Raw genomic sequence first — 20,670 nt, 5'->3', positions numbered from 1 at the left:
ATACTGTTGGAGAAAGTAGGACCACAAACATTTACAACCAAAAGGTAAAGGGGCTATGTAAAAGTCATTCCTTCTTCTATTCTGGTTCTGTTTTCATATAATATCTGATAGAATGGAAGCTGTTGTGTAAACGAAATTTATTAGAAAGGGAGTTTCATATGACACAGAACATGAAGCTTCAACCGCTAAATCCTTCTAATGATCCTTGGGAGGCATACTTGGATATAGAAGAACATGGCAGCCTGACCTTATCCAATATTGAATTTACTACTACCCATTTATGTAATATGAGATGTGAGCATTGTGCTGTAGGATATACGCTGCGTCAAAAGGATCCAGATGCATTGCCCTTTGAATTATTAAAAAAACGTCTGGATGAAATACCAACTCTTAGAGCTCTTAGTATCACAGGCGGAGAACCTGTATTATCCAAAAAATCTGTCCAGCAGTATGTTGTTCCGTTACTGAAATACGCACATGAACGCGGAGCTAGAACTCAAATAAATTCTAACCTTACCCTTCCTTACGAACGGTATGAAGATATTATCCCCTACTTAGATGTGTTACATATCTCCCATAACTGGGGAACGATCGAAGAATTTGTGCATACTGGCTTTGAAAAAATGGACAAAAAGCCACCAGAGCAAGTAAGAGAGCAGTATTTCCATCGTATGGTGGAAAATGCCCAGAAGCTCTCTGCAGAAGGTGTCATGGTATCAGCAGAAACGATGTTAAATAGAAAAACCCTTCCCTATCTTGAATCGATTCATGACCATATTGTGGAAATGGGTTGCGCCAGACATGAAGTACATCCTATGTACCCTGCCGACTTCGCAAGTGATTTAGACATTTTGTCATTAGAGGAAATGCAAGAAGCTATTCATCGACTTCTTAACCATCGAAATGAAAATATGTGGATGCTTTTTGGCACCTTGCCGTTTTATCCCTGCAGCTCCGATCAACAGGCATTGGATTTACAAAAGAGGCTTTACGAGGAGCCAAACGTTACTGTCCGAAACGATCCAGATGGAAGATCGCGTTTGAATGTAAATATCTTTAGTGGGGAAATAATCGTTACAGACTTCGGTGATGAACCACATCTGGGTAACGTGCAAAACACGTCCCTCCCTAAAGCGTTTGAACGATACCAGCAATCACAGATGGCAGCATCCCTGCATTGTCATTGCCCTATGGCAAAATGTCTTGGACCGAATGTACTTGTTAAAAATACGTATTATCAAAATGTTGATTTTCAATCTAGAAGTGCTAACATTTCAAGATAAGCAAAAGAAATCCTTGCTAGTAGTAGCAGGGATTTACTTATGTCGATTGCCCTATATTGTGCAGAGATAGTCCATGAGGAGGTAGGAAATCGGATTTATTTTCAAAATTTTCTAACTTATTATTTCCATTCCTTCCCTTCATTCGATATGATACAAGTAAGCTATATTATAAATGGAGGGATTATATGAGTGATGTCCATTTAATACCGTATCAAACCGTACAGATACTAGATACATCCTCAGTTATTCCAGAAGGCGTACAGATGATAGATGCACCGGGCCTATGGGACAGCTCCCAAAAGGGTGCAGGTAATGTAGTTGCCATTCTTGACACAGGGTGTGATGTGACTCACCCTGATTTGAAGGATAGAATTATCGAGGGTCGCAATTTTACAACTGACTTTAATCAGGATATTTATCAGTACACAGACAATAATGGTCATGGTACCCATGTTGCGGGAACAATAGCAGCTACTCAATCCAACAGTGGAGTGACAGGGGTTGCACCAGAGAGTGATTTACTTATAGCTAAAGTGTTAACCGGCTCTGGCCAAGGGAAAATGGAATGGATTGTAGATGCTATTGAATATGCTACTAATTGGAGAGGACCACAAGGAGAACGAGTTGAAGTAATATCCATGTCTCTTGGCGGACCAACTGATGTACCAGAGCTTAAAGAAGCTATTATACATGCCGTTCAAAAGGGGATCTCCATTGTTTGTGCTGCCGGTAATAGCGGAGATGGTAGAGATGATACTAATGAATATGCCTATCCAGGTGCATATAATGAAGTCATACAGGTTGGTGCCATTAATTTTAAACGAGAGCTTGCTTCCTTTACGAACACTAACGATGAAATAGATTTAGTAGCCCCTGGAGTAGAAATACTTTCCACCTATACGGAAGGTCGATACGCCAAACTCTCCGGCACCTCCATGGCAACTCCGCATATCTCTGGAGCTATCGCATTATTAAAAAATGTCACCACCGAACAGTTTGAACGTAAGCTAACGGAATGTGAGATTTATGCTCAATTAATTCGGCGCACCGTTCCACTTGGAAATTCCAAAAAGGCTGAGGGTAATGGATTACTCCATTTGACACTCGTTCAGAAATTGGAAGGCTTATTAACCCCCTTTACCAAAACGTGGAATCCTGCAATGAAGGAGGAAAAGACACATCAAAACAAATAGCTAACAGAGAAGACCAGGTTTAGTCTCCCTGGTCTTTTATATATTCTGCTTCACGCGTATCCTTTAAATGTGATGGTGTGGCGGGAAATGTGGCAGGATATATTCTCCAAACTCTTCCATCACCTCTTCCACAGGACGGCTGCTATTTTGTAATGAAATCATACAATGGTTGACGCCAGCTTTCTCGTGTTCTTTCAGCCACTCCATTAGTGCATTTCTTCCAAGCTTATAGCCTAGTTTAATTTTTTCTTTTGGATGGTCGGGATCATCAGCAAGATCCATAACTATAGGCTGAAAAAATGGCTTGAATCGGGAATCATATGAGGATGCTTTTGATCTATACTGTTCCATAAGCGTTTGTTGCTTATCTAAGGATTGGGGGTAAAACATCCAGCCGTCGCCATGCTCAGCCACCCAGTCTAAAGTTTGCTGGGCATATCCCGTTATAAAGGTCGGCAGCGGTTTTGTCGGTTTAGGAACCAATGTTACATTATCTAGCTTTCCTAAAGCAGAGGTGTATGGCTCATAATCAAGCTGTAGAGCATCTTGGAAATAGCTCCATGATTCTCTAAAAAGCTCACCTCGTTTCATTATATCCACATTTAATCCTTCAAAATCTCTTCTCCTGTCTCCTGATGATACTCCTAGCATAAGACGCTCTGGAAAGAGATTCTCGATTGTAGCGGCTTCTTTAGCCAATCGTAAAGGATGCCTTAAAGACAGTACAATTGCAGCAGTCCCTAAATTAATTTTCTCCGTATGTGCACCTATATAGGTTAAATATAAGAGGCTATCATATACTTGTCCTGTAGCAGGGTCCTCAAAAGTAGGATCCTCTAATAGCACATCCTGAAACCAAACGGCGGTAAATCCAAGCTGTTCTGCTCGTTTCACTCTTTCTATTTGATTGTTCATAGTTGGCTTTTGTTTGCCATGATTTTCTATTGGGAGATTAATCCCTAGTGTCAGTTTGTGTTCTTTGAGCATTCTGGAATATCCAAAGTGCTTGTCCCATTCCATAACGTCTCCTCCTTCGTCCCTTCCTTCGTAATCAAAAGGGATTCCGAATATGGGTAGCTGTTCCAATAAGCTGCTATCCATCATACTATGTCAAGAGAAGGACAAGCAAACTATTCAGCTCTTATCATGGATAGGAAACACCATTTCCCTCCTTGATGTACATATTATAGTTCATCTGCTTGAAAATTTTGAGTCGGCTGATATACTCTTACGTTATTGAGTATCATAATTGTGCCTCCTGTTTCTATATCCCTGGATAAATTACCCTTTCTCTAAGAAAACAAACAATTGGCCAAGCTATACTACACATACAGCCAACACTGCTGCTCTTTCTACAGCGAACAATTACTAATATTCTAATTTCCCAACACAAAAAAGGCTATCATCCTTAGATGACAGCCTTTTTATATTCTTATACTTCTTTGAAATAATGCTTGTAGAATCCGCCCATGACACCAGTATTGTCGATGATAAATATAAATTCATCGGTTTCATTTTTCACATCATACACTTTCCCAGGTGTTAAAACGGTGTCTACTACGTATTTTTCTGCATTTGCATGGACACATTCTACTTGCTTAATTGTTTTACTTTCATACCAGGTTTGGTGAATCATCGTTAGCCTCCTAACCGTTATTCTTTCAATGTATTATGGTTGAGATACTATTATAGTAGCATTTCCATCTATTGTGAAGTTACTTACATCATTCGGAAGGATAAAATGATCTCCCTTGTTAATAGAATAGGAATCTGAACCAACAGATATGTTAGCCTGTCCATCTAGTACACTAAACAATTGGAAATAGCCATTTTGAGTAAAGGAAGCAGCACCATTTATGTCATACTTAAATACTTGAAAGAATTCTGCTTGCACAAGTGTAGTAATCACTGCACCTGTTCGATGTTCCTCCACGAAGCTTAATTCATTATCTTCATGTGGTATCGTTGTCACATCCATCGCTTTTTGCAGATGTAATTCTCTTTTGTTCCCTTCGTTATCGGTACGATCGTAATCGTACACACGATAAGTAGTATCTGAGCTTTGCTGCGTTTCTAAAACGAGTGTTCCTTCACAAAGAGCGTGAATAGTTCCACTCGGCACATAGAAGAAGTCACCAGGTTTTATCGGAACGCGGCGGAGCAGTTGTTCCCATCTACCCTCTTCCATGAGCCTCTCGAATTCCTCTTTTGTTTGAGCATGATGGCCGAAGATAAGCTCTGCATTTGGCTCACAATCAATAATATACCAGCATTCTGTTTTGCCAAATTCCTGAGGGCCTTCGTGTTCATGAGCATAGCTATCGTCAGGATGCACTTGAACGGATAAATCTTTATTTGCATCCAAGATTTTAGTAAGCAAAGGAAACACTTCTGATGAATAGTGACCAAACAAATGAGGTGCCTTTTCCCATACCTGATGGAGCGACTTCCCAGCATATGTACCATTTGTTACAGTACTTTGACCGTTTTTGTGCGCTGAAATAGCCCAGCATTCTCCAGTATGATTAGAGGGGATTGGATAGTCAAATTCTTCTTTGAGGGTAGAACCTCCCCAGATTCGCTCCTTGAAAATCGGCTGTAAAAACAATGGTTCTGTCATGTGTCGTTTCCTCCCTGAACATTACGGAATAGATAGTATATGTAATGATTTTTCCATCTAATATGATAAACCTGTTTAAGTCCTAACTCAATGCTTTTTGTTCTGTCACCAGAATTAGATAGATCAATCCCATATAAATGGTATTTCCTCACCTAATGTAATGGCTTCTTTGGACAAATGGCTTTGGACGGCGTGTATATGAACTCCTTTCTCACGTGCTTGCTGTAGAGCTAGTGAAAACTCTGGATCAATCCAACTAGCTCGCTTCATAACTTGAATGTCTTCCCTTTGGCATACAAATAGGATAGCTGCCTCCCAATCTTCTTCTTCCTGAATGCGTGCTAATTCCCTAACATGCTTCGTTGCCCTTTTACTAACAGCGTCAGGAAAATAACCAATACCATCTTGCTGGAGCGTAACGCTTTTCACCTCCAGAGCCATGAACGAAGCATCCTTTTGTAATAAGAAGTCCCATCTGGAGCCTCCATACGTAAACTCTCTCTTTTGAAAGTCATAAGACTGAAATGGTGGAATGGAGTGTTCCTTCAGTCCCTTCTCTATTAGATGATTGGGAAGAGTGGTTTGAAGAGAAACAAGGGTTTGTGTAACCATATCCTTTACTAACACAGCAGACCAATTCGTTTTTCGTTGAGGAGAAGGATGATGACTAACATAAACGAGACAACCTTTGGGTAATAATTCTTTTAATCGACCTGGATCAGCTAAGTGAACCCTTATCTCTTCTTTTGTTTCCTTTAACCGACAGGACAGTATAAATCGGTTTTCTCTCTCAATCAATTCTGCCTCATACAATGGGTGAGGCAACGGGATAGAGATGATCATACATGTCGCCCTTTCTTCTCTTTGTTATATAAAAAAAGTATTTGATGTAAGCATACATCAAATACTTTCCCATTACGAACCATTACTTCCGTTCCACCTGTTCTATACCGATAGTCAGCATAAATGCAATGACTGTTAAGATATTAAAGGCAGATCCAAATGCAAGTAACGTCCATTCTGTCCATGTTGGTACGGGCAGTACAAATGCAGCCCCTACACTGATCAGTCCTATCATGAACATCACAGCGAGCAACATAATATTCTTCACGATAAATTATTTCCTCCCTGGGAAAATCGCTTTTCTTTATTTTATCATAAATTGTCGCGTGAGAAACGAATTTGGCTTAATTCTCTTTTAACTTTTCCTGATACCAATCGCGTGCACTTTCCACTTCCTGCTTTGTTAATTGATGCCCATTTTGCTCCCAATGCACAGTCACATGTGCCCCTTCTTTTGAAAGTAATTGATCTAATTCTTTCGTTTCTTCAGGAGCACAAATCGGATCATTACTACCTGCTCCAATAAATACAGGTAAGTTTGACATAGTAGGAAGCGATACTCCTCTTCTTGGTACCATGGGATGAAAAAGAATGGCACCCTTAAATGGCTGTTCATAATGGAAAAGCAAGCTACCTGCTATATTCGCTCCATTGGAATATCCCACAGCAATCACTTCGTTTCGGCTGAAACCATATTCTGTTGCTGCCCAATCAATAAATTGGTGCAGTTCTTCCGTGCGGAAGAGAAGATCCTCTTCATCAAATACACCTTCTCTTAGCCGCTTAAAAAATCGCGGCATTCCTTGCTCAGAGACATTCCCTCTAACACTTAGGACAGATGCTTCTCCATCGATCATTTCGGCAAGTGGCAATAAATCCTTCTCATTCCCTCCTGTACCGTGTAGCAGTAATAACACATTACTAGATTTTCCTTGGTTAAATACATGCTCCATCTTCTATACCCCTCTCTTTAATATTGGTAAGTCAGCTTCAATTTGCTCACGCTTTGTTTCTAACCATTTAGGCAGTTTTAAATTGATTCCAAGAGTATCTATCTCTTCATCTATTAGAAATCCAGGTGTATCTGAAGCAATTTCAAACAAAATACCACCAGGTTCATGAAAGTATATGGATTTAAAATATTGCCTATCCTTCACTTCTGTACTGTTCATACCCATTTGTGTAAGGCGATCTTTCCATAAGCTATGATCCGTTTCGTTAGGAGTGCGGAATGCAATATGATGTATAGTTCCAGCACCTGCTAGCCCACGTTTCAGTTCGTTTTTATTAATCCATATATGTGCACCGATTTCGGCACTTCCCTGATATTTCATCACGTTCTTGTCGTCCTCGTTTACTTGGAACCCTAGTGCCTCTAATATAGCTCCTGTATGTTCCGGGTCCTTCGAATCGAGAATAGCTCCATAGAAGCCTGTAATCGCAATCCGTTCCTCCGTAGTGGATGCATTCCAATATTGGGCTGCCCTGGATTCCTCTTCGATCAGGCCTAATAACAGTCCATCACAATCCGTGAGCCAAATTCCATACTCCGTTTGTTCTACGGGAACAGCTTGTGTTTGTAAATACTCTAACCAATAGCTGGAACTATCAGGTGGGATTTGAAATAGAATTCGCTCTACTTGTCCACGGCCGATTCTCCCAAACGGTGCTTGTACAGGAAAAAAAGTCAAAATTGTTCCGGGAGTACCAACCTTATCCCCAAAGTATAGATGGTAAACGCTTGGATCATCAAAATTCACCGTTTTCTTAACTAACCGTAATCCCAATATTCCCTCATAAAAATCCATTGTCCTTTGAGCGTCTTGGACAATTGCGGATAAATGATGTATTCCAGATTGAAAAGCAACCACTATCATCATCCTTTCGTTACATAATCATTAGTATCGTTGAATTTATCTCGATTTCAAGATAATCACAACGATTGCTTTCGTGGTTTGTCAACTAGGAGGATTGAGTAGCTGGCTCACGATGCTGGATGATCCACTTAAGAGCAATTGGTACAACAACGACAACTAATAACAGCCTAATCATTTGTAGCGAGCTGACCACAGCAGGATCTCCTCCGACTGTTTGGGCTGTTAGCGCCATTTCAACCATGCCACCTGGAGCCACACTTAAAATAGCTGTTGCTAAACTCAAGCCAACCATTTCGCTAAAAATATAGCCAATACCAAACGAGACGATAATAAGCCAAATAGATAATCCGAAATAAATAACACAATATTTCCCAGCATTTTGAATATCTTTTACATGAATGGAATCACCAAGATAAACACCCAATGTTAGTTGAGCTGCTAAAAAGAATATATCTGGGGGAACGTACATGGATATACCAAGAGCCTTTCCCACAGCAATAAAAATAACTGGAAAGATAACGAACGATGCAGGAACACCTCTACGAGTTACATATGCCAACCCATATGCTACGACATACAGAAAAACAGTGGATACATCTCCGTTTTCACTCGGCGCTACAAATGACGTAGAAGCAGTATCCCCTTTACGCATCAATTGAGCTGCTAGAAAAGGTACGATAAATAGAACGGCTACAAGTCTAATGGAATGAAAGATTGTTACAAGTACGGTATTGCTCTTCATGGAATCACTTAAGGCAATGGTGGCAGATAAACCACCCGGAATACTCCCCAATAAGGACGTATCTGTATCAACATTAATCCAGCGGGAAACAAGATACCCATTCACAAGACTTATCGTGATCAGCACGATGGAACATAAAACGTAAGGCAATATGTATGGTCCCATAAGAGATAAGCTATTTTCCTGAAAGGATAATCCTATTTGCATTCCTAATAACACAAAGCTAACCTGTTTCAATCCATTAGAAGAGGTGGTTGGCTTGTTAAACAGAAATTTATATAATACCAAACTAGTTACTGGTCCAAGTACCCAAGGTAATGGGATCTTCAGAAAATAAAATAGAACGCCTCCTATCATGGCAATTCCATATACCACTATTAGCCGCTTAGTCATTTCATCCCCCCATTTCCTCCCCTAAACAAAACGACCAGAATGTATTTCTGGTCGTTTGGCATGCCCAATTCTTTATAGGTATCCCTTGCATTATGATGTGAAGATAAATTGAAGGTGTCCATATCCCTCTTCTTCCAGTTGAGTTCTTGGGATAAATCTAAGCGCTGCGGAGTTTATGCAATACCTTAGACCACCCTCGTCTTTTGGACCATCGTCAAAAACGTGACCTAAATGAGAATCGGCTTCTTTACTACGCACCTCCGTCCGAATCATTCCATGAGAGGTGTCTGTATGCTCATCAACAAAGTAAGCATCTATTGGTCTAGTAAAGCTTGGCCAGCCACAGCCTGCATCATATTTGTCCTTTGAGCTAAATAAAGGTTCGCCTGAAACGATATCTACATAGATACCTTCTTCCTCATGGTCATGATACTCATTTCGAAATGGCGCTTCTGTTCCGTTTTCCTGTGTGACCTGATATTGTATTGGTGATAATGTTTCTCTTAACTCCTGCTGGTTTTTCTGCATTTTCCAATTTGATTCTATAAAATCCTTTCGTCCAGAGCCCTGTTTGTAGCGCTTGTAATGAAATGGCTGCTTCTTATAGTAATCCTGATGCTTTTCCTCCGCTGGGTAAAAGGTGCTGACTGGGAGTATTTTTGTCACAATCGGCTTTTGAAATGTACCGCTTTCCTCTAACTTTTGTCTAGAGGCTTCGGCAAGCTCCTCTTGCTTCTCATTATGATAGTATATAGCTGTTATATAGGATTCCCCTCGATCAGCAAACTGTCCGCCCGCATCGGTAGGATCAATCTGCTGCCAGAAGACATCTAATAAACGTTCATATGAGAATATAGCTGGGTCAAACGTAATTTGCACAGCTTCAACATGACCTGTACCACCTGATATGACTTGCTCATAAGTCGGATTCGCAACTGTCCCTCCTGTATAACCGGAAACTACTTCCTTAATACCCGGCCGTTCATCAAACGGTTCGACCATACACCAGAAGCAGCCTCCAGCAAATGTTGCTTGTTCCAGATTATTTTGTGTCACGGTGCATTCCTCCTATTGGTAAAAAACGTGTGTTAATATTGTTTCTTTTCACCGTGAGAAAATCAAGTAAATTGCTTTTTTCAGCATTAAATATACAATTTTGGGGTCGAGCTCCCGTTACTCTTCTTTTGATTAGAAGCCTGAACCGTCGTTGATTTCTTTTTAGGTGCAGCTTTAGCTTTCGTTTTTTTCTTATTGGAGTTTTTAGAAACTGCAGCTTGTTTCTTGGCACCTTGTTTGGAAGCAGCTGCTTGAGGTTTCTGATTATCTGTTTCCTCCAAATCCTCAATCTCGATTGCTTCCGATTCTTCCTCTTCTCCAGCTGGTTCTTCCTCATCGCTTTCACTATCTGGTTCATTCATTATTTTCATCAGTTTAAACATGGTCGGTATGTTTTTCACCATCGGGCCATACTGCTGTACCATGGGAGCAGCGGTTTGAGCCATTTTTAAAACCGATTGAACGTTATTTAACATTCCAGATACACCACCGCCTGCTCCTGCTGCTCCTTGTGTTAAGCTCGTAGCCCCTTGTGTTAGTCCTGCAAATGGTGACAACCCACCACCTGCACCGGCACTTCCAGCTCCTCCACCAAACAATCGGGACAGAAGACCACCTCCGCCCGTTCCAGCTCCCCCTTGGTTTGCTAGCCCTTGTAACCCCTGCATTCCTTGCTGAAATGGACCCATCCCTTGCATTCCTTGTGGAGTAAATCCTCCACCAAACCGTCCAGCATTTCCTAACCCTCTACCAATTTGAAATGGTGCATTTCCTACAGGAGGCATTCTCCCTGGAAGACCTGGTCCTATTCTTGGAGGCATATGCTCCCCCTCCTTCGTGTAGATTCCCTACCAATACTGTACGCAACGACAAGGGCTTTGGTGTTAGGAAATGGGATTATTCCCTTACACTTTCCTTACGATTGTTCTGAATCTAGTGGGAGCTGCCAGTCAATAGGTTCCTGGCCGTTCTCCTTTAGGAACTCGTTTGCTTTCGAGAAAGGTTTACTTCCGAAAAATCCTTTGTGTGCTGAAAACGGACTAGGATGAGGAGATGTGATGACTAAGTGCTTTGTTTCATCCACCATCGCTCGTTTAGCTTGCGCATGTCTTCCCCAAAGAATAAACACTAATGGCTGCTCTCGAGCATCCAATTGGCGAATAACTGCATCCGTGAAGTTTTCCCAACCTAATCCTTTGTGTGAATGAGCCTGCTTAGCCCGAACCGTTAACACTGTATTCAATAGCAATACTCCTTGTTTAGCCCAGCTTAGCAAATATCCATGTGCTGGAACCGTACATCCCATATCAGCTTCTAGTTCCTTATAAATATTTCGTAAAGAGGGAGGTACAGTAACGCCAGGCTTCACAGAAAAACTGAACCCATGTGCCTGACCATGACCGTGATAAGGATCCTGCCCTAAAATAACTACTTTTGCTTTGTGGTAAGGCGTATAGTGAAGCGCGTTAAAAATATCATTCATATCCGGGAATACGGTCTGGTGGTGATATTCTCTCTTTAACATTTCCCTTAGCTGTAAATAATAATGCTGTTCTAATTCAGACCCGACAACTTCTTTCCAATCATTATGTAAAATAGACATTTCTATCCCCCTCTGTTCCATTACGCGTAGTTATATTTCAGAAAAAAATCAGATGCTGCAATGCAGCATCTGATTCGTAGTCTAGCAGTTTATATTGTAATCATCAATCAGTCGTAAGCTCCCCGGCAATTACCAGTGCAATGGTCCCGCTAATAATTATTCCCATTAACATAATCGGCAGCATATAACATCCCTCTTTCAAATGGTATTGTTATTTCCTACCTTTAGTATAAAACGGAATCTCTATAAGAAATCCATGCATATATGGCGAATTCATGAAAGATTGAAGGAATGAAGGAGAAACATTTCCCGGGCAAGCGCATATTTCAACATTTCTTGAAATTTGTTGTCATTAATTGACGCTATATAACGAAACAAGTTCATAGGTTAACGTTGTAGCTTGATTTGTCCACGTTATTTCGGTGATTTTAGCAGTGCCAATTTGCTCTGCTTGGGCTGTTCTTTTAATATCAAGAAATTCATCCAGGGGAAACAATTGATACCCCTTTAGCGTTAAGGTGAAGGTGTTCTCTTTAGATTCGATCCTTTGTTCGTTTCCCTGGGTAATGATACACCATTCCATAGATAAAGGCATAGACATGTCATTCCCTCCGTCTCCAACAGTTTTCTTTAATCGTACGCCACGAAAGTTCAATTAGCAAGAAAAAATTACAGAATCCAGTCATTATCCGGCTTGACTTGTTTAAACATATTCCCGGTTAAGCTCTCTTTAAAATCAGTGTAATAAAAAGGGAAATACCAATTTCGTTTCTCCAAAATACGACGGTTTTCCTCAAATCTTTCCGCGTGGTGCAGCTCATCATTTCCCTCCAGTAAGCATTCCAGCACAGCCTCAATGGTTTGCAATGCAGCTGTCACCTCTAATATATCCTGCAGGGAATATTCCTCTATCCCTTGAGCGTTCATCACTCCAGAATGATGAAGGGAGGCCATATGATCCTTATTAAAAAAATAAGGAAATATATTTTGATATAAATGGTTTGTCATATGCATCACATATTCCTGCTGTTCTGGAGTGGAGGCGGTTATTATCTTCATGTTCGTCCTCCTCTTACTTGTATATCTTGGTGATTACTAGAAAAAGAGTACAAAGGAACGCGCTTTGTACTCTTCACATCCTCACTGTCTCTACCTACAAGTGTATCATGGGGACGAATTCCCAAGTAAGCTGAAATTATTGGCAGCCATCCCTTATCTAAAAGAACCTGTTTAAGCGTGGGTATAATTATTGCTGTATAGCGCTCCTATGTAGAAAACTTGCATTTTAGAGGCTATGAGGAAGGACTGGCCTGAGAAACGCAGCTGCTGCTATCCCACAACCATCAACACTCCCTTCTACCTTTTCCTGCAAGGCTATCTCTAAATCAAGTTTTCCGCTATCACCCAAATGATAGTGAATACGATCCTTCACCAGCTTTACCCGAATGCAAACGCACAAGTGGATCCTTGCGGTGTTGGGGTGATTTGTAACTTCGCTTTTATTTCTTGTTTCAGCTGAGGAACGTGGGAAATGATACCAAGCATTCGATTACCCTTTTGCAAATCCTTCAAGCAGCTAATAGCCTGCTCCAGCGATCTTTCATCTAGCGTTCCGAAGCCTTCGTCAATGAACAGCGTATCAAGCTGAACTCCTCCTGCCTGAGACTGGACGACATCCGCCATACCGAGGGCCAGACTTAATGCTGCCTTAAATCCTTCTCCGCCGGATAATGTCTTAACAGAACGTTTTTGACCAGTATAATGATCGAGCACCTCGAGATCCAGTCCGCTTTGAGCGCCACCTTTCGCTCTTTCTTGACTACGTTCTAATTGATAGCGATGCTCTGTCATCTGATCTAAACGAATGTTCGCTTGAACAATAATTTCATCTAAAAAGGCAGATAACACATACCGTTCAAACGATAATTTGTAACTGTTATCCCCTCTGGCGAGCTGAGCTAATTCCCCAATATAATAATATTTTTCTTCTTTCTCTTTTCTGGATTCGATGAGCTGTTCCAGATGGTCGTGTATTCTTTTGTGTTCTTTTATTTTCCATTGCAGCTGCTGAAGCTGCTCTGCCAGTTTATTAATATGACTCTCGAGCGTTTCTAGCCGTGTTTCTTGTTCTGATAAGTTAGGCTTCTCTTTATCCTGAAGCTCCTCCTCCAATGTGGAGAGACGATCCGCTGTTGCCTGCTGCTGCTTTCTAAACGCTGCTACTTCCTCCTTTAGTGTTTCTCTCGCCGCATCTGAAAGTTTAGCACTCTGGTAATCTTGGATAGAAGTAAAGCCTGAGTTTTCTAAATGTAACTTCCACTCTTTATTAGCCCGTTCTTCATTGCCCTTAGACTCTTCTACATACATTTTTTGCTGGTTCCATTCTGTCTCAAGCTTATTCAGCTCTTCTTTTTTGGCTTCATATTGCTGCTTAAGCTCTTCTACAGCATTCATCCAATCTTCATACCTTTGTTGTTCTTTGGTAAGGATAGCTTCTACTGTATTAGCATCTTTACGTTCCTCTGGAAGCTCAGATGAAAGCTGCTCAAGCTTCGTACGTACCTCGAGCCACTGATCATGTGCTCTTTGGCGTTTCCCTTCTTCTATCTCCAATGCTTCTTCAGACTGTTTAAGGGCGTTTTGGTAGGTTTCTAACGATTGAACATCTTCTTCTATTTTCTGTAATTGCTTATGGAGTGTTGCTTGCTGCTGTTCTATTCTTATCTTCTGCTCCTGCCAGAACGACAATAGCTGTTCATTATTCTCTATACCTACCTTTTCTTTGTAAGGTAGAACTGTCTTCATTAATTGATCGACAGTATGTCGCTGGGACTGCCCTTCTGACTTTACTTCAATAAATTTCTCCTGTTGCCTCTGAAGACGTTGCTCCTCTTCTTCTACTTCTCGTTTTTTTGCTTCAATCGTCTCATCCTTTACATACTCATGAGATGTCTCTGCTTTTTGAGGGTGCTCTGTTGAACCACAAACCGGACATGCTGTTCCGTCTCCAAGCTTTGCTGCCAAACGAACTGCCTGGTGCTGTTTTTGTTCTTCCTCTAATCCACGAAGCTGCCCTTTACCCTGTTCCAATCTCTCTTTTATATTCTCATATTGTTTGGACACGCGCTGATAGGTTGTCCGCATTTCAACCAGCCGTTTGTCTTCTTGAATTAGTTTCGATGTTTGTTCTATTACATAGTCCGCTTCTGTTATTTGTGATTCTAGCTGGTAATATTCCTTATGCAAACGCTGACCTGCAGTGGTTGCACTGGTCAACTCTTGGATTGACTGTTTATAGGATTCAACCTTTTGTCGCAAATCGCTTACCTTACCTGTTTGAAGCTGTTTCGTATGTTCAAGCTGACCAGCAGTTTCCTGTTGAGACTGATAGATACGTAATTTCTCTAACATGTGATATTGATCTTGAATCCATTTAGACAGTTCTTCTCGTTCTTCTGTACGGGCCTCTTCCTCTTGATAACGCTCTTTCATTGATGTAAATGTCTTCTTCACCTGTTGTAATTGGTCTTCCTTTTCCTTTAAACGCTTTTCCTGCTTGACACGCTCTTCTTCAAATCGATTTGCCTGGTTTTCATATGGCAAGACCATTTGAGCTTTGTCACCGAGTATGATCTTGTTTTCCTTATCTTTCATGCTTGCTTCCTGCTGCTGAATAGTATGAATCTTGTTTCGAAGCTCATGGAGAAGCTGAAATTGTTCAATGAGCTGCTTTTGCTGATAATACTTCTCCTGTTCCTGCCTCCATTCTGTTCGTTTTCCCTCTATTTTCAGATGATTGTCCTTAGCAGTTTGTTGATCTTGCTGTAATTCTTCGTCAAGTAAAGTAAGAGCCTTTGAGCTTGTAGAAATAGATTGTTTCTGATCTTCCGGCCAGTACAATTTATCTATTTCGGCTTCTTCTTGGGAGGATAATGACTCCAACTGTTCTCTTAGTTGTTTAGACTCCTCTTTCAACTTTCCGGTCATATGCTCATAAACATACGTTTGGAAGATTTTCTGGAGGATTTCCTCTCGTTCCTTACTATTTTCTGAGATAAGTTTTCGGAACTCTCCTTGAGGAATCATAATCATTTTGCGAAATTGTTCATAATCTAAGTGAAGCATCCCTTCAATAGCCTCATTCACTTCTTTTATTTTTGAAGCGATTAATTCTTTACCATCGTGGTTCACCTTATACAGCTCTGCCTTTGGTGGCTGCTCTGTCAAGCCCTCTCCTCTTTCCTTATGCTTCCATTGTTTAGGAGTACGGATCACTTCATATCGCTGCTCTTTAAGGGAAAATTGAAATTGAACCTCAGTCATTTGACCCTCTTTCGCAAAATGACTTTTTAATGTATCCTGATCACGATCGGTTCCGCTAGCTCTTCCGTATAAGGCATAGACCATCGCATCAAACACACTTGTTTTCCCTGCTCCCGTAGGACCTGTGATAAGAAAAATAGATTCATGTCCAAGCTCAGTAAAATCAATCTTCTGCTGATCGTTATATGGTCCGAATGCTTCAATAGATAGATAGATTGCCCGCATGCTTATTGATCCCTCTCTTCTTTCATTAACGACTGAATAACCTCAGCAATGTACTCCCTTCGATTCTCGTCCATTTCTTTCCCCTTCACGTTTTCATAAAAGGATTGAAATAAGTCGAGGTGAGACATTTTTTTTCGTTCTTGTATATGACGTACAGTATCAGTAGTGTTTCCTAAAAACCCAACCCTTTCTAAACTAAGAGCATTAGGATACACCTTCCGTAATTTTCCCATGGGATCTAACAGCTGTCCCTCGTCTAATAATTTAATGTGGACATAATCCTCGCTGCCAGCGTCCTCCCCCTCTAAAAACTCCTGGAGATAGCCCTCTTTAACTATCATATCTCGTTTTGGAGATAAAGGGTGCTGTTCTATACGATCTATTCCACTTCCATTTAACGTGACCATCGTAACACTTTTCTTATGATTTGCCTCTGAGAATGAGTATTTTAATATAGATCCTGCATAGCGAATATGCTCGTGCTTTACACGCTGAGGTTGGTGCAAGTGCCCAAGCGCTACATAGTCGAAGGCAGAAAATAAGTCCACATCAATGTAGGGAGTGCCCCCAACCATGGAAAGCCGTTCCTCTGACTCCGATTCCATCCCACCAGCCAGGAAGGCATGTCCGATGAGCACATGGCGATCCTGCTCATTCATAGTAGCCTGAATATTTGTCAGAACCGCTTCCATTGCTTGGTGATGCGTCACGATAGCGTCATCCTCAAAAGCCCGCCTGGCATCAGCAGGTTCCATGTATGGAATCAAATAAAAATGAACACTACCAAATTCATCCTGAAGCGTTACTGGTGTCGTACACCCCTCGATATGGGTTTGCAGATATAATTGCTGTCGTCGAAACATTTCACTTCCGAAATGCAGCCGGTCTGAGCTATCATGATTGCCTGTTATTGCTAAGACAGGTATCCCCAAATCAAATATCATTTCCGTCAGCGTGTTATTTAATAACTCTACTGCTTCTTTAGGTGGTACAGCCCGGTCATATAAATCTCCTGCAATAATAATGACATCTGGCTGTTCCTCTATTATTAATGCCCTTATTCGATTTAATACGTAGGCTTGATCCTCTGTCATATGAAGCTGATGAACCAATTTACCTAGGTGCCAATCAGCGGTATGTAGTATTTTCATATGAATCTCCTTCCTCTATTCCTATCACACATATCATAAGCGATATCTGTACAATTGGAAACGGTTCGCTCCACTTATTAACCTAATCACTAGGTAAAAAAAAGAACAGCACAACATGCTGTTCCAGTTCATCTTATGTGGTTAAGTAATTGTAATAAATGCTCACTTTTCTTCGTTTCACTTCCAAATGCCATTCCAGCACGGTTTTCTTTTTCCTCTTGTCTAATCCAGGCTAGTTTACCAGTTAATTGAATTCTTTGCTTGTTCCAGTAAAAGTGAATGGATATTAATTCTTCGCTCACCAACGGCAGATCATTTGATGTTACAAATTGCAATCCACCCTCGCTAATATCTATTACTTCCCCCTGAATGGCATTCATATGACGATCTCTCATCAGTGTAAAGGAATGCATCACTCCCTCTAATGAAGGGGTGAGCTGGTAGCGAGGGTAAGCACGTCGTTCCATCGCTATCGGGGATGAGGAATGAACGACGCTATCCTTCTTGAACATGTAATCGACTCCCACGCATAAAATATCACTCTATTATGCATCTTAACAAAAATAAGGGGGACAGCCAACTCCATTTTTAATGTCATGTAAATTTTATTAATATTTTTTAGTGATACGAAGGTAGCTTTTGAGCGGCTAATATATTTTCCTTTACAAACGTTCTCATCTGCTTCCGCAGATAGCAATATGCATATACATTCTCTCGTGTTACAGAACAAATTTTTATCTTCCTTTTTGTACATGTCCCATCATTGGCTATATATACAATCTCTAAAGTAGTATTCATTTGATCCATAACAGATTGTCGCTGCATACTTCATCACCTTCCTTCTGTTATTATACACGAACATTCGTTCCTTTACCATTGAAAAACAAACATTTGTTCGTATATAATAACAGTATATGAGCGAACCATATTTCCGAGAAGAAGGGGAGAATAATATGTCACTGCGAGACAGAGGCACCATTAAATGGACATCTATGATGCTGCCGGAACACGTTCAAATATTAAAAGACATGTGGGAGGAAGATAAACTGGAGAAAGCCCCAGAGCTAGATGAGCAAGCGTTGGAGGAATTAAACACTGCCATTATGACAGCATTTGAAAACCAGCAGGAAATTCATTTACACATGTACCATAACGGATCGTTTCACGAATATCATGGGTTTGTCCAAAAGCTCTTACCGCAGCAGCGAGCGATTAAGCTTATCACAATGGATAACAGCACATACACTATTCAAATTGCTTCCATCATCCAAATAAGCTAAGAGGGAAACATGAAATGCCCATACGCTTTTCCTGCCAATTTCATATAGTATAGTACCTTATGAAAAAAGGAGGGATTCTCATGAGTTATGGTTGTGGCTACGGTGGAGGATACGGCGGCTATGGTTATGGAGGTTTTGTGTTAATTGTAGTTCTATTCATCCTTTTGATTATTGTTGGAGCTACATTCGTTTACTAATAAACACGCATTACCGCCCTTTTAGGCGGTAGTCGTGTTTTTTTTTATTGCCGCAGGCTCTATTCCAGACGTTTGTCATTAATACGTTTTTTAAAACCCTACGAATCACCATTGACTAGTTCCAGACAGTATCACATACAAAATGCCGTATCCCAAATTGAGATACGGCATTTGTTAGTTAGCTGTAATTACACTAATTCTTCTAATTGATATTTGTCCCATATATCATCAAACGTTCTGAGGGCCGATGCGAAAGGTGCGTTGCCCTCCAGATATCGACTAATTTCCTCATAGGATTTAGATTGCTTTGGGAAGCTGTGATCATAAAAAATCCAGTCAGCTAGGTTACTTTCTTCATCCGGATTTTCCTTTCCTCTAAACGTCATCATGTAATGATAAAATGACTTCATGATTTACCTCCCCTACACCGAAGATTCTCTGTTAATTATTAGTTATATCATGATTTGTTATATAAAACAATCCAATGAACGGGGTGAAACTCAGGTGTCTTCAGACAATGCTTCACTCAACTTACGGTCTCTTCTACGTTGCACCACACTTGAAAGCATAATGGATACTTCATACAAGACAATGAGCGGGAAAGCTACAACGAGTTGTAAAATAAAGTCAGGAGGCGAAATCATAGTACCTATAATGACGAGTACAAAATATGCGTATTTCCTCACTTTCCGTAGCACCATCGGATTGACAATACCAAGACTGGTTAAAAACATCACGATAATGGGTATTTCAAAGAAAATGGCGAACGGCAACGTTACCCGCACCAAAAATTTGAAATACTTCTCGACTGTAAACATCGTTTGAAACATATCCTGTCCAAGAGAGAGGAGAAAATTAAAGATTAACGGCTGGATAAGAAAATACCCAAATGCCAACCCACCTAGAAATAATAAGAAGATAGCTGGTATGTAGCTTAACGAGACCTTCTGTTCCTTCGGAGTTAATGCCGGCTTTACAAACAACCAGATTTGTAAAGATAAAATAGGCAAGGTACCAGTAATAGCTACCATACTAGCCAGCATAAGGTAAATCCACAGAATATCGAAAGGACCTAATACCGTTAGCTGGTAATCAATATTATTAACAAAATATTGATATATTTCTTCTACAAAGACAAATCCGGCAATAAAAAAAACAACAAAGAAACCGAAGATCCATAACAACCTTGTTCTTAATTCTTCTAAGTGCTCTGTGTAATTCATTTCTTGATCTGTGTACTGATAATCGTTTGGCAAGAAGTCCACCTCCTCTATATGTCTGTACTATAAGCAAATAAAGAAGATGTAAGAATGCGTTTCGCCTCTTACATCTTCTTATCGTTTAGATTATGTGTTTTTATCCTGGTCCTGGTTTACTTTCTTCGAATCACTATCAGAATCAGAAACGACATCAGATGCTGCTTTTTTAAACTCTCGTAAGGAACCTCCTACCGCTTTGCCGATATCAGGCAGCTTAGAAGGTCCAAAAATAACGAGTGCAATAACCAGAATGAGTATTAAACCTGGCACTCCTATTGATGATAGCATGTACATCACTCCACTATTGATTTACATAAGTATTACGCCTTAGTATGCTCTTCTTTGCTGGAAATAGCAGACTTCTGCTGCTCTCCCTCTACCTCTTCACTTGAAAGCTCACGGGCAGATTGTTTAAATTCCTTTAACGTTTGACCAGTAGCCTTCCCTATTTCCGGTAATTTCTTAGGTCCGAAAATAATCAATGTTATAACAAGGATAAGAATTAATCCTGGAATACCTATAGTAGATAGCATACACATTCACCTACCCTTCAGGGTACATCATAAAGATTCTTTTACCAACAAGTATTTCATTATCTGCTCGAAAATAAACAAGCACTATACCT

24 protein-coding genes are annotated in these 20,670 nt (G+C 40.5%); 4 read left to right on the top strand and 20 right to left on the bottom strand.

The window, feature by feature from the left end:
* Nucleotides 1-158: 158 nt before the first annotated feature.
* Together yfkAB and ACFFGV_RS06520 are read left to right on the top strand one after the other, a co-directional pair.
* Nucleotides 159-1,283 (top strand): radical SAM/CxCxxxxC motif protein YfkAB, encoded by a 1,125-nt coding sequence (gene yfkAB, locus ACFFGV_RS06525; protein ID WP_377345800.1) that lies wholly within the window; start codon nucleotides 159-161, stop codon nucleotides 1,281-1,283.
* Nucleotides 1,284-1,468: 185 nt separating this feature from the next.
* Complete coding sequence (locus ACFFGV_RS06520) at nucleotides 1,469-2,476, top strand: S8 family peptidase (RefSeq protein ID WP_377345799.1); 1,008 nt, start codon at nucleotides 1,469-1,471, stop codon at nucleotides 2,474-2,476.
* 63 nt (nucleotides 2,477-2,539) lie between these two features.
* Here the strand turns inward: ACFFGV_RS06520 and ACFFGV_RS06515 are convergent, their stop codons facing one another.
* From ACFFGV_RS06515 to ACFFGV_RS06440, 16 genes are all read right to left on the bottom strand, one after another.
* Complete coding sequence (locus tag ACFFGV_RS06515) at nucleotides 2,540-3,496, bottom strand: TIGR03571 family LLM class oxidoreductase (RefSeq protein WP_377345798.1); 957 nt, start codon at nucleotides 3,494-3,496, stop codon at nucleotides 2,540-2,542.
* A 412-nt stretch (nucleotides 3,497-3,908) separates the two neighbouring features.
* Nucleotides 3,909-4,112: a DUF6501 family protein gene (locus ACFFGV_RS06510; RefSeq protein WP_377345797.1), complete on the bottom strand. Its 204-nt coding sequence runs from the start codon at nucleotides 4,110-4,112 to the stop codon at nucleotides 3,909-3,911.
* Nucleotides 4,113-4,145: 33 nt separating this feature from the next.
* Entirely contained in the window at nucleotides 4,146-5,096 is a 951-nt protein-coding gene (manA, locus tag ACFFGV_RS06505) for a mannose-6-phosphate isomerase, class I (RefSeq protein ID WP_377345796.1), read from the bottom strand.
* Nucleotides 5,097-5,219: 123 nt separating this feature from the next.
* Nucleotides 5,220-5,939, bottom strand: coding sequence for a DNA/RNA nuclease SfsA (gene sfsA, locus ACFFGV_RS06500; protein ID WP_377345795.1), 720 nt, complete (start codon nucleotides 5,937-5,939; stop codon nucleotides 5,220-5,222).
* A gap of 82 nt (nucleotides 5,940-6,021) precedes the next feature.
* Nucleotides 6,022-6,207, bottom strand: a complete 186-nt coding sequence (locus ACFFGV_RS06495; protein ID WP_377345794.1) for a hypothetical protein — start codon at nucleotides 6,205-6,207, stop codon at nucleotides 6,022-6,024.
* Between the two features lie 76 nt (nucleotides 6,208-6,283).
* On the bottom strand, nucleotides 6,284-6,892 hold the full coding sequence (locus ACFFGV_RS06490; protein WP_377345792.1) for an alpha/beta hydrolase: 609 nt from the start codon (nucleotides 6,890-6,892) through the stop codon (nucleotides 6,284-6,286).
* Nucleotides 6,893-6,895: 3 nt separating this feature from the next.
* On the bottom strand, nucleotides 6,896-7,810 hold the full coding sequence (locus tag ACFFGV_RS06485; protein ID WP_377345791.1) for a VOC family protein: 915 nt from the start codon (nucleotides 7,808-7,810) through the stop codon (nucleotides 6,896-6,898).
* 91 nt (nucleotides 7,811-7,901) lie between these two features.
* The gene (locus ACFFGV_RS06480) at nucleotides 7,902-8,951 is read right to left on the bottom strand and encodes an AbrB family protein (protein WP_377345790.1); all 1,050 of its coding nucleotides are present in this window, start codon (nucleotides 8,949-8,951) and stop codon (nucleotides 7,902-7,904) included.
* A 90-nt stretch (nucleotides 8,952-9,041) separates the two neighbouring features.
* A complete protein-coding gene (msrB, locus tag ACFFGV_RS06475) occupies nucleotides 9,042-10,007 on the bottom strand; it encodes a peptide-methionine (R)-S-oxide reductase MsrB (RefSeq protein ID WP_377345789.1) in 966 nt (321 codons plus the stop codon).
* A gap of 86 nt (nucleotides 10,008-10,093) precedes the next feature.
* Nucleotides 10,094-10,828 carry a VrrA/YqfQ family protein gene (vrrA, locus tag ACFFGV_RS06470; RefSeq protein ID WP_377345788.1) on the bottom strand — a complete coding sequence of 245 codons (735 nt, stop codon included), beginning with the start codon at nucleotides 10,826-10,828 and terminating at the stop codon, nucleotides 10,094-10,096.
* A gap of 95 nt (nucleotides 10,829-10,923) precedes the next feature.
* On the bottom strand, nucleotides 10,924-11,610 hold the full coding sequence (locus tag ACFFGV_RS06465; protein WP_377345787.1) for a uracil-DNA glycosylase: 687 nt from the start codon (nucleotides 11,608-11,610) through the stop codon (nucleotides 10,924-10,926).
* 352 nt (nucleotides 11,611-11,962) lie between these two features.
* Nucleotides 11,963-12,211: a DUF2584 family protein gene (locus ACFFGV_RS06460; protein ID WP_377345786.1), complete on the bottom strand. Its 249-nt coding sequence runs from the start codon at nucleotides 12,209-12,211 to the stop codon at nucleotides 11,963-11,965.
* Nucleotides 12,212-12,279: 68 nt separating this feature from the next.
* The gene (locus ACFFGV_RS06455) at nucleotides 12,280-12,669 is read right to left on the bottom strand and encodes a DUF5365 family protein (protein WP_377345785.1); all 390 of its coding nucleotides are present in this window, start codon (nucleotides 12,667-12,669) and stop codon (nucleotides 12,280-12,282) included.
* Between the two features lie 378 nt (nucleotides 12,670-13,047).
* Nucleotides 13,048-16,158, bottom strand: coding sequence for an AAA family ATPase (locus ACFFGV_RS06450; RefSeq protein ID WP_377345784.1), 3,111 nt, complete (start codon nucleotides 16,156-16,158; stop codon nucleotides 13,048-13,050).
* Between the two features lie 2 nt (nucleotides 16,159-16,160).
* On the bottom strand, nucleotides 16,161-17,309 hold the full coding sequence (locus ACFFGV_RS06445; RefSeq protein WP_377345783.1) for an exonuclease SbcCD subunit D: 1,149 nt from the start codon (nucleotides 17,307-17,309) through the stop codon (nucleotides 16,161-16,163).
* A gap of 128 nt (nucleotides 17,310-17,437) precedes the next feature.
* Nucleotides 17,438-17,821, bottom strand: coding sequence for a PilZ domain-containing protein (locus ACFFGV_RS06440; RefSeq protein WP_377345782.1), 384 nt, complete (start codon nucleotides 17,819-17,821; stop codon nucleotides 17,438-17,440).
* Nucleotides 17,822-18,262: 441 nt separating this feature from the next.
* Between ACFFGV_RS06440 and ACFFGV_RS06435 the strand changes: the two genes are divergently transcribed.
* Together ACFFGV_RS06435 and ACFFGV_RS06430 are read left to right on the top strand one after the other, a co-directional pair.
* Nucleotides 18,263-18,589: a YolD-like family protein gene (locus ACFFGV_RS06435; protein WP_377345781.1), complete on the top strand. Its 327-nt coding sequence runs from the start codon at nucleotides 18,263-18,265 to the stop codon at nucleotides 18,587-18,589.
* Between the two features lie 80 nt (nucleotides 18,590-18,669).
* Entirely contained in the window at nucleotides 18,670-18,786 is a 117-nt protein-coding gene (locus tag ACFFGV_RS06430) for a YjcZ family sporulation protein (RefSeq protein WP_377345780.1), read from the top strand.
* A gap of 188 nt (nucleotides 18,787-18,974) precedes the next feature.
* Here ACFFGV_RS06430 and ACFFGV_RS06425 read toward each other — a convergent pair whose 3' ends face one another.
* The 4 genes from ACFFGV_RS06425 to tatA all read right to left on the bottom strand — a co-directional run bounded on the left by ACFFGV_RS06425 (nucleotide 18,975) and on the right by tatA (nucleotide 20,578).
* On the bottom strand, nucleotides 18,975-19,196 hold the full coding sequence (locus tag ACFFGV_RS06425) for a YozE family protein (protein WP_377345779.1): 222 nt from the start codon (nucleotides 19,194-19,196) through the stop codon (nucleotides 18,975-18,977).
* Between the two features lie 90 nt (nucleotides 19,197-19,286).
* Complete coding sequence (gene tatC, locus ACFFGV_RS06420) at nucleotides 19,287-20,009, bottom strand: twin-arginine translocase subunit TatC (protein ID WP_377345883.1); 723 nt, start codon at nucleotides 20,007-20,009, stop codon at nucleotides 19,287-19,289.
* A 123-nt stretch (nucleotides 20,010-20,132) separates the two neighbouring features.
* Nucleotides 20,133-20,333 carry a twin-arginine translocase TatA/TatE family subunit gene (locus tag ACFFGV_RS06415; protein ID WP_377345778.1) on the bottom strand — a complete coding sequence of 67 codons (201 nt, stop codon included), beginning with the start codon at nucleotides 20,331-20,333 and terminating at the stop codon, nucleotides 20,133-20,135.
* Nucleotides 20,334-20,365: 32 nt separating this feature from the next.
* On the bottom strand, nucleotides 20,366-20,578 hold the full coding sequence (tatA, locus tag ACFFGV_RS06410; RefSeq protein WP_377345777.1) for a twin-arginine translocase TatA/TatE family subunit: 213 nt from the start codon (nucleotides 20,576-20,578) through the stop codon (nucleotides 20,366-20,368).
* Between the last annotated feature and the right edge of the window lie 92 nt (nucleotides 20,579-20,670).

It is taken from the genome of Pontibacillus salicampi (assembly GCF_042434395.1).
GTDB classification, from domain to species: domain Bacteria; phylum Bacillota; class Bacilli; order Bacillales; family BH030062; genus Pontibacillus; species Pontibacillus salicampi.
Note: the sequence above shows the minus strand (reverse complement) of the source record. Positions and strands in the feature narration are given on the sequence as shown.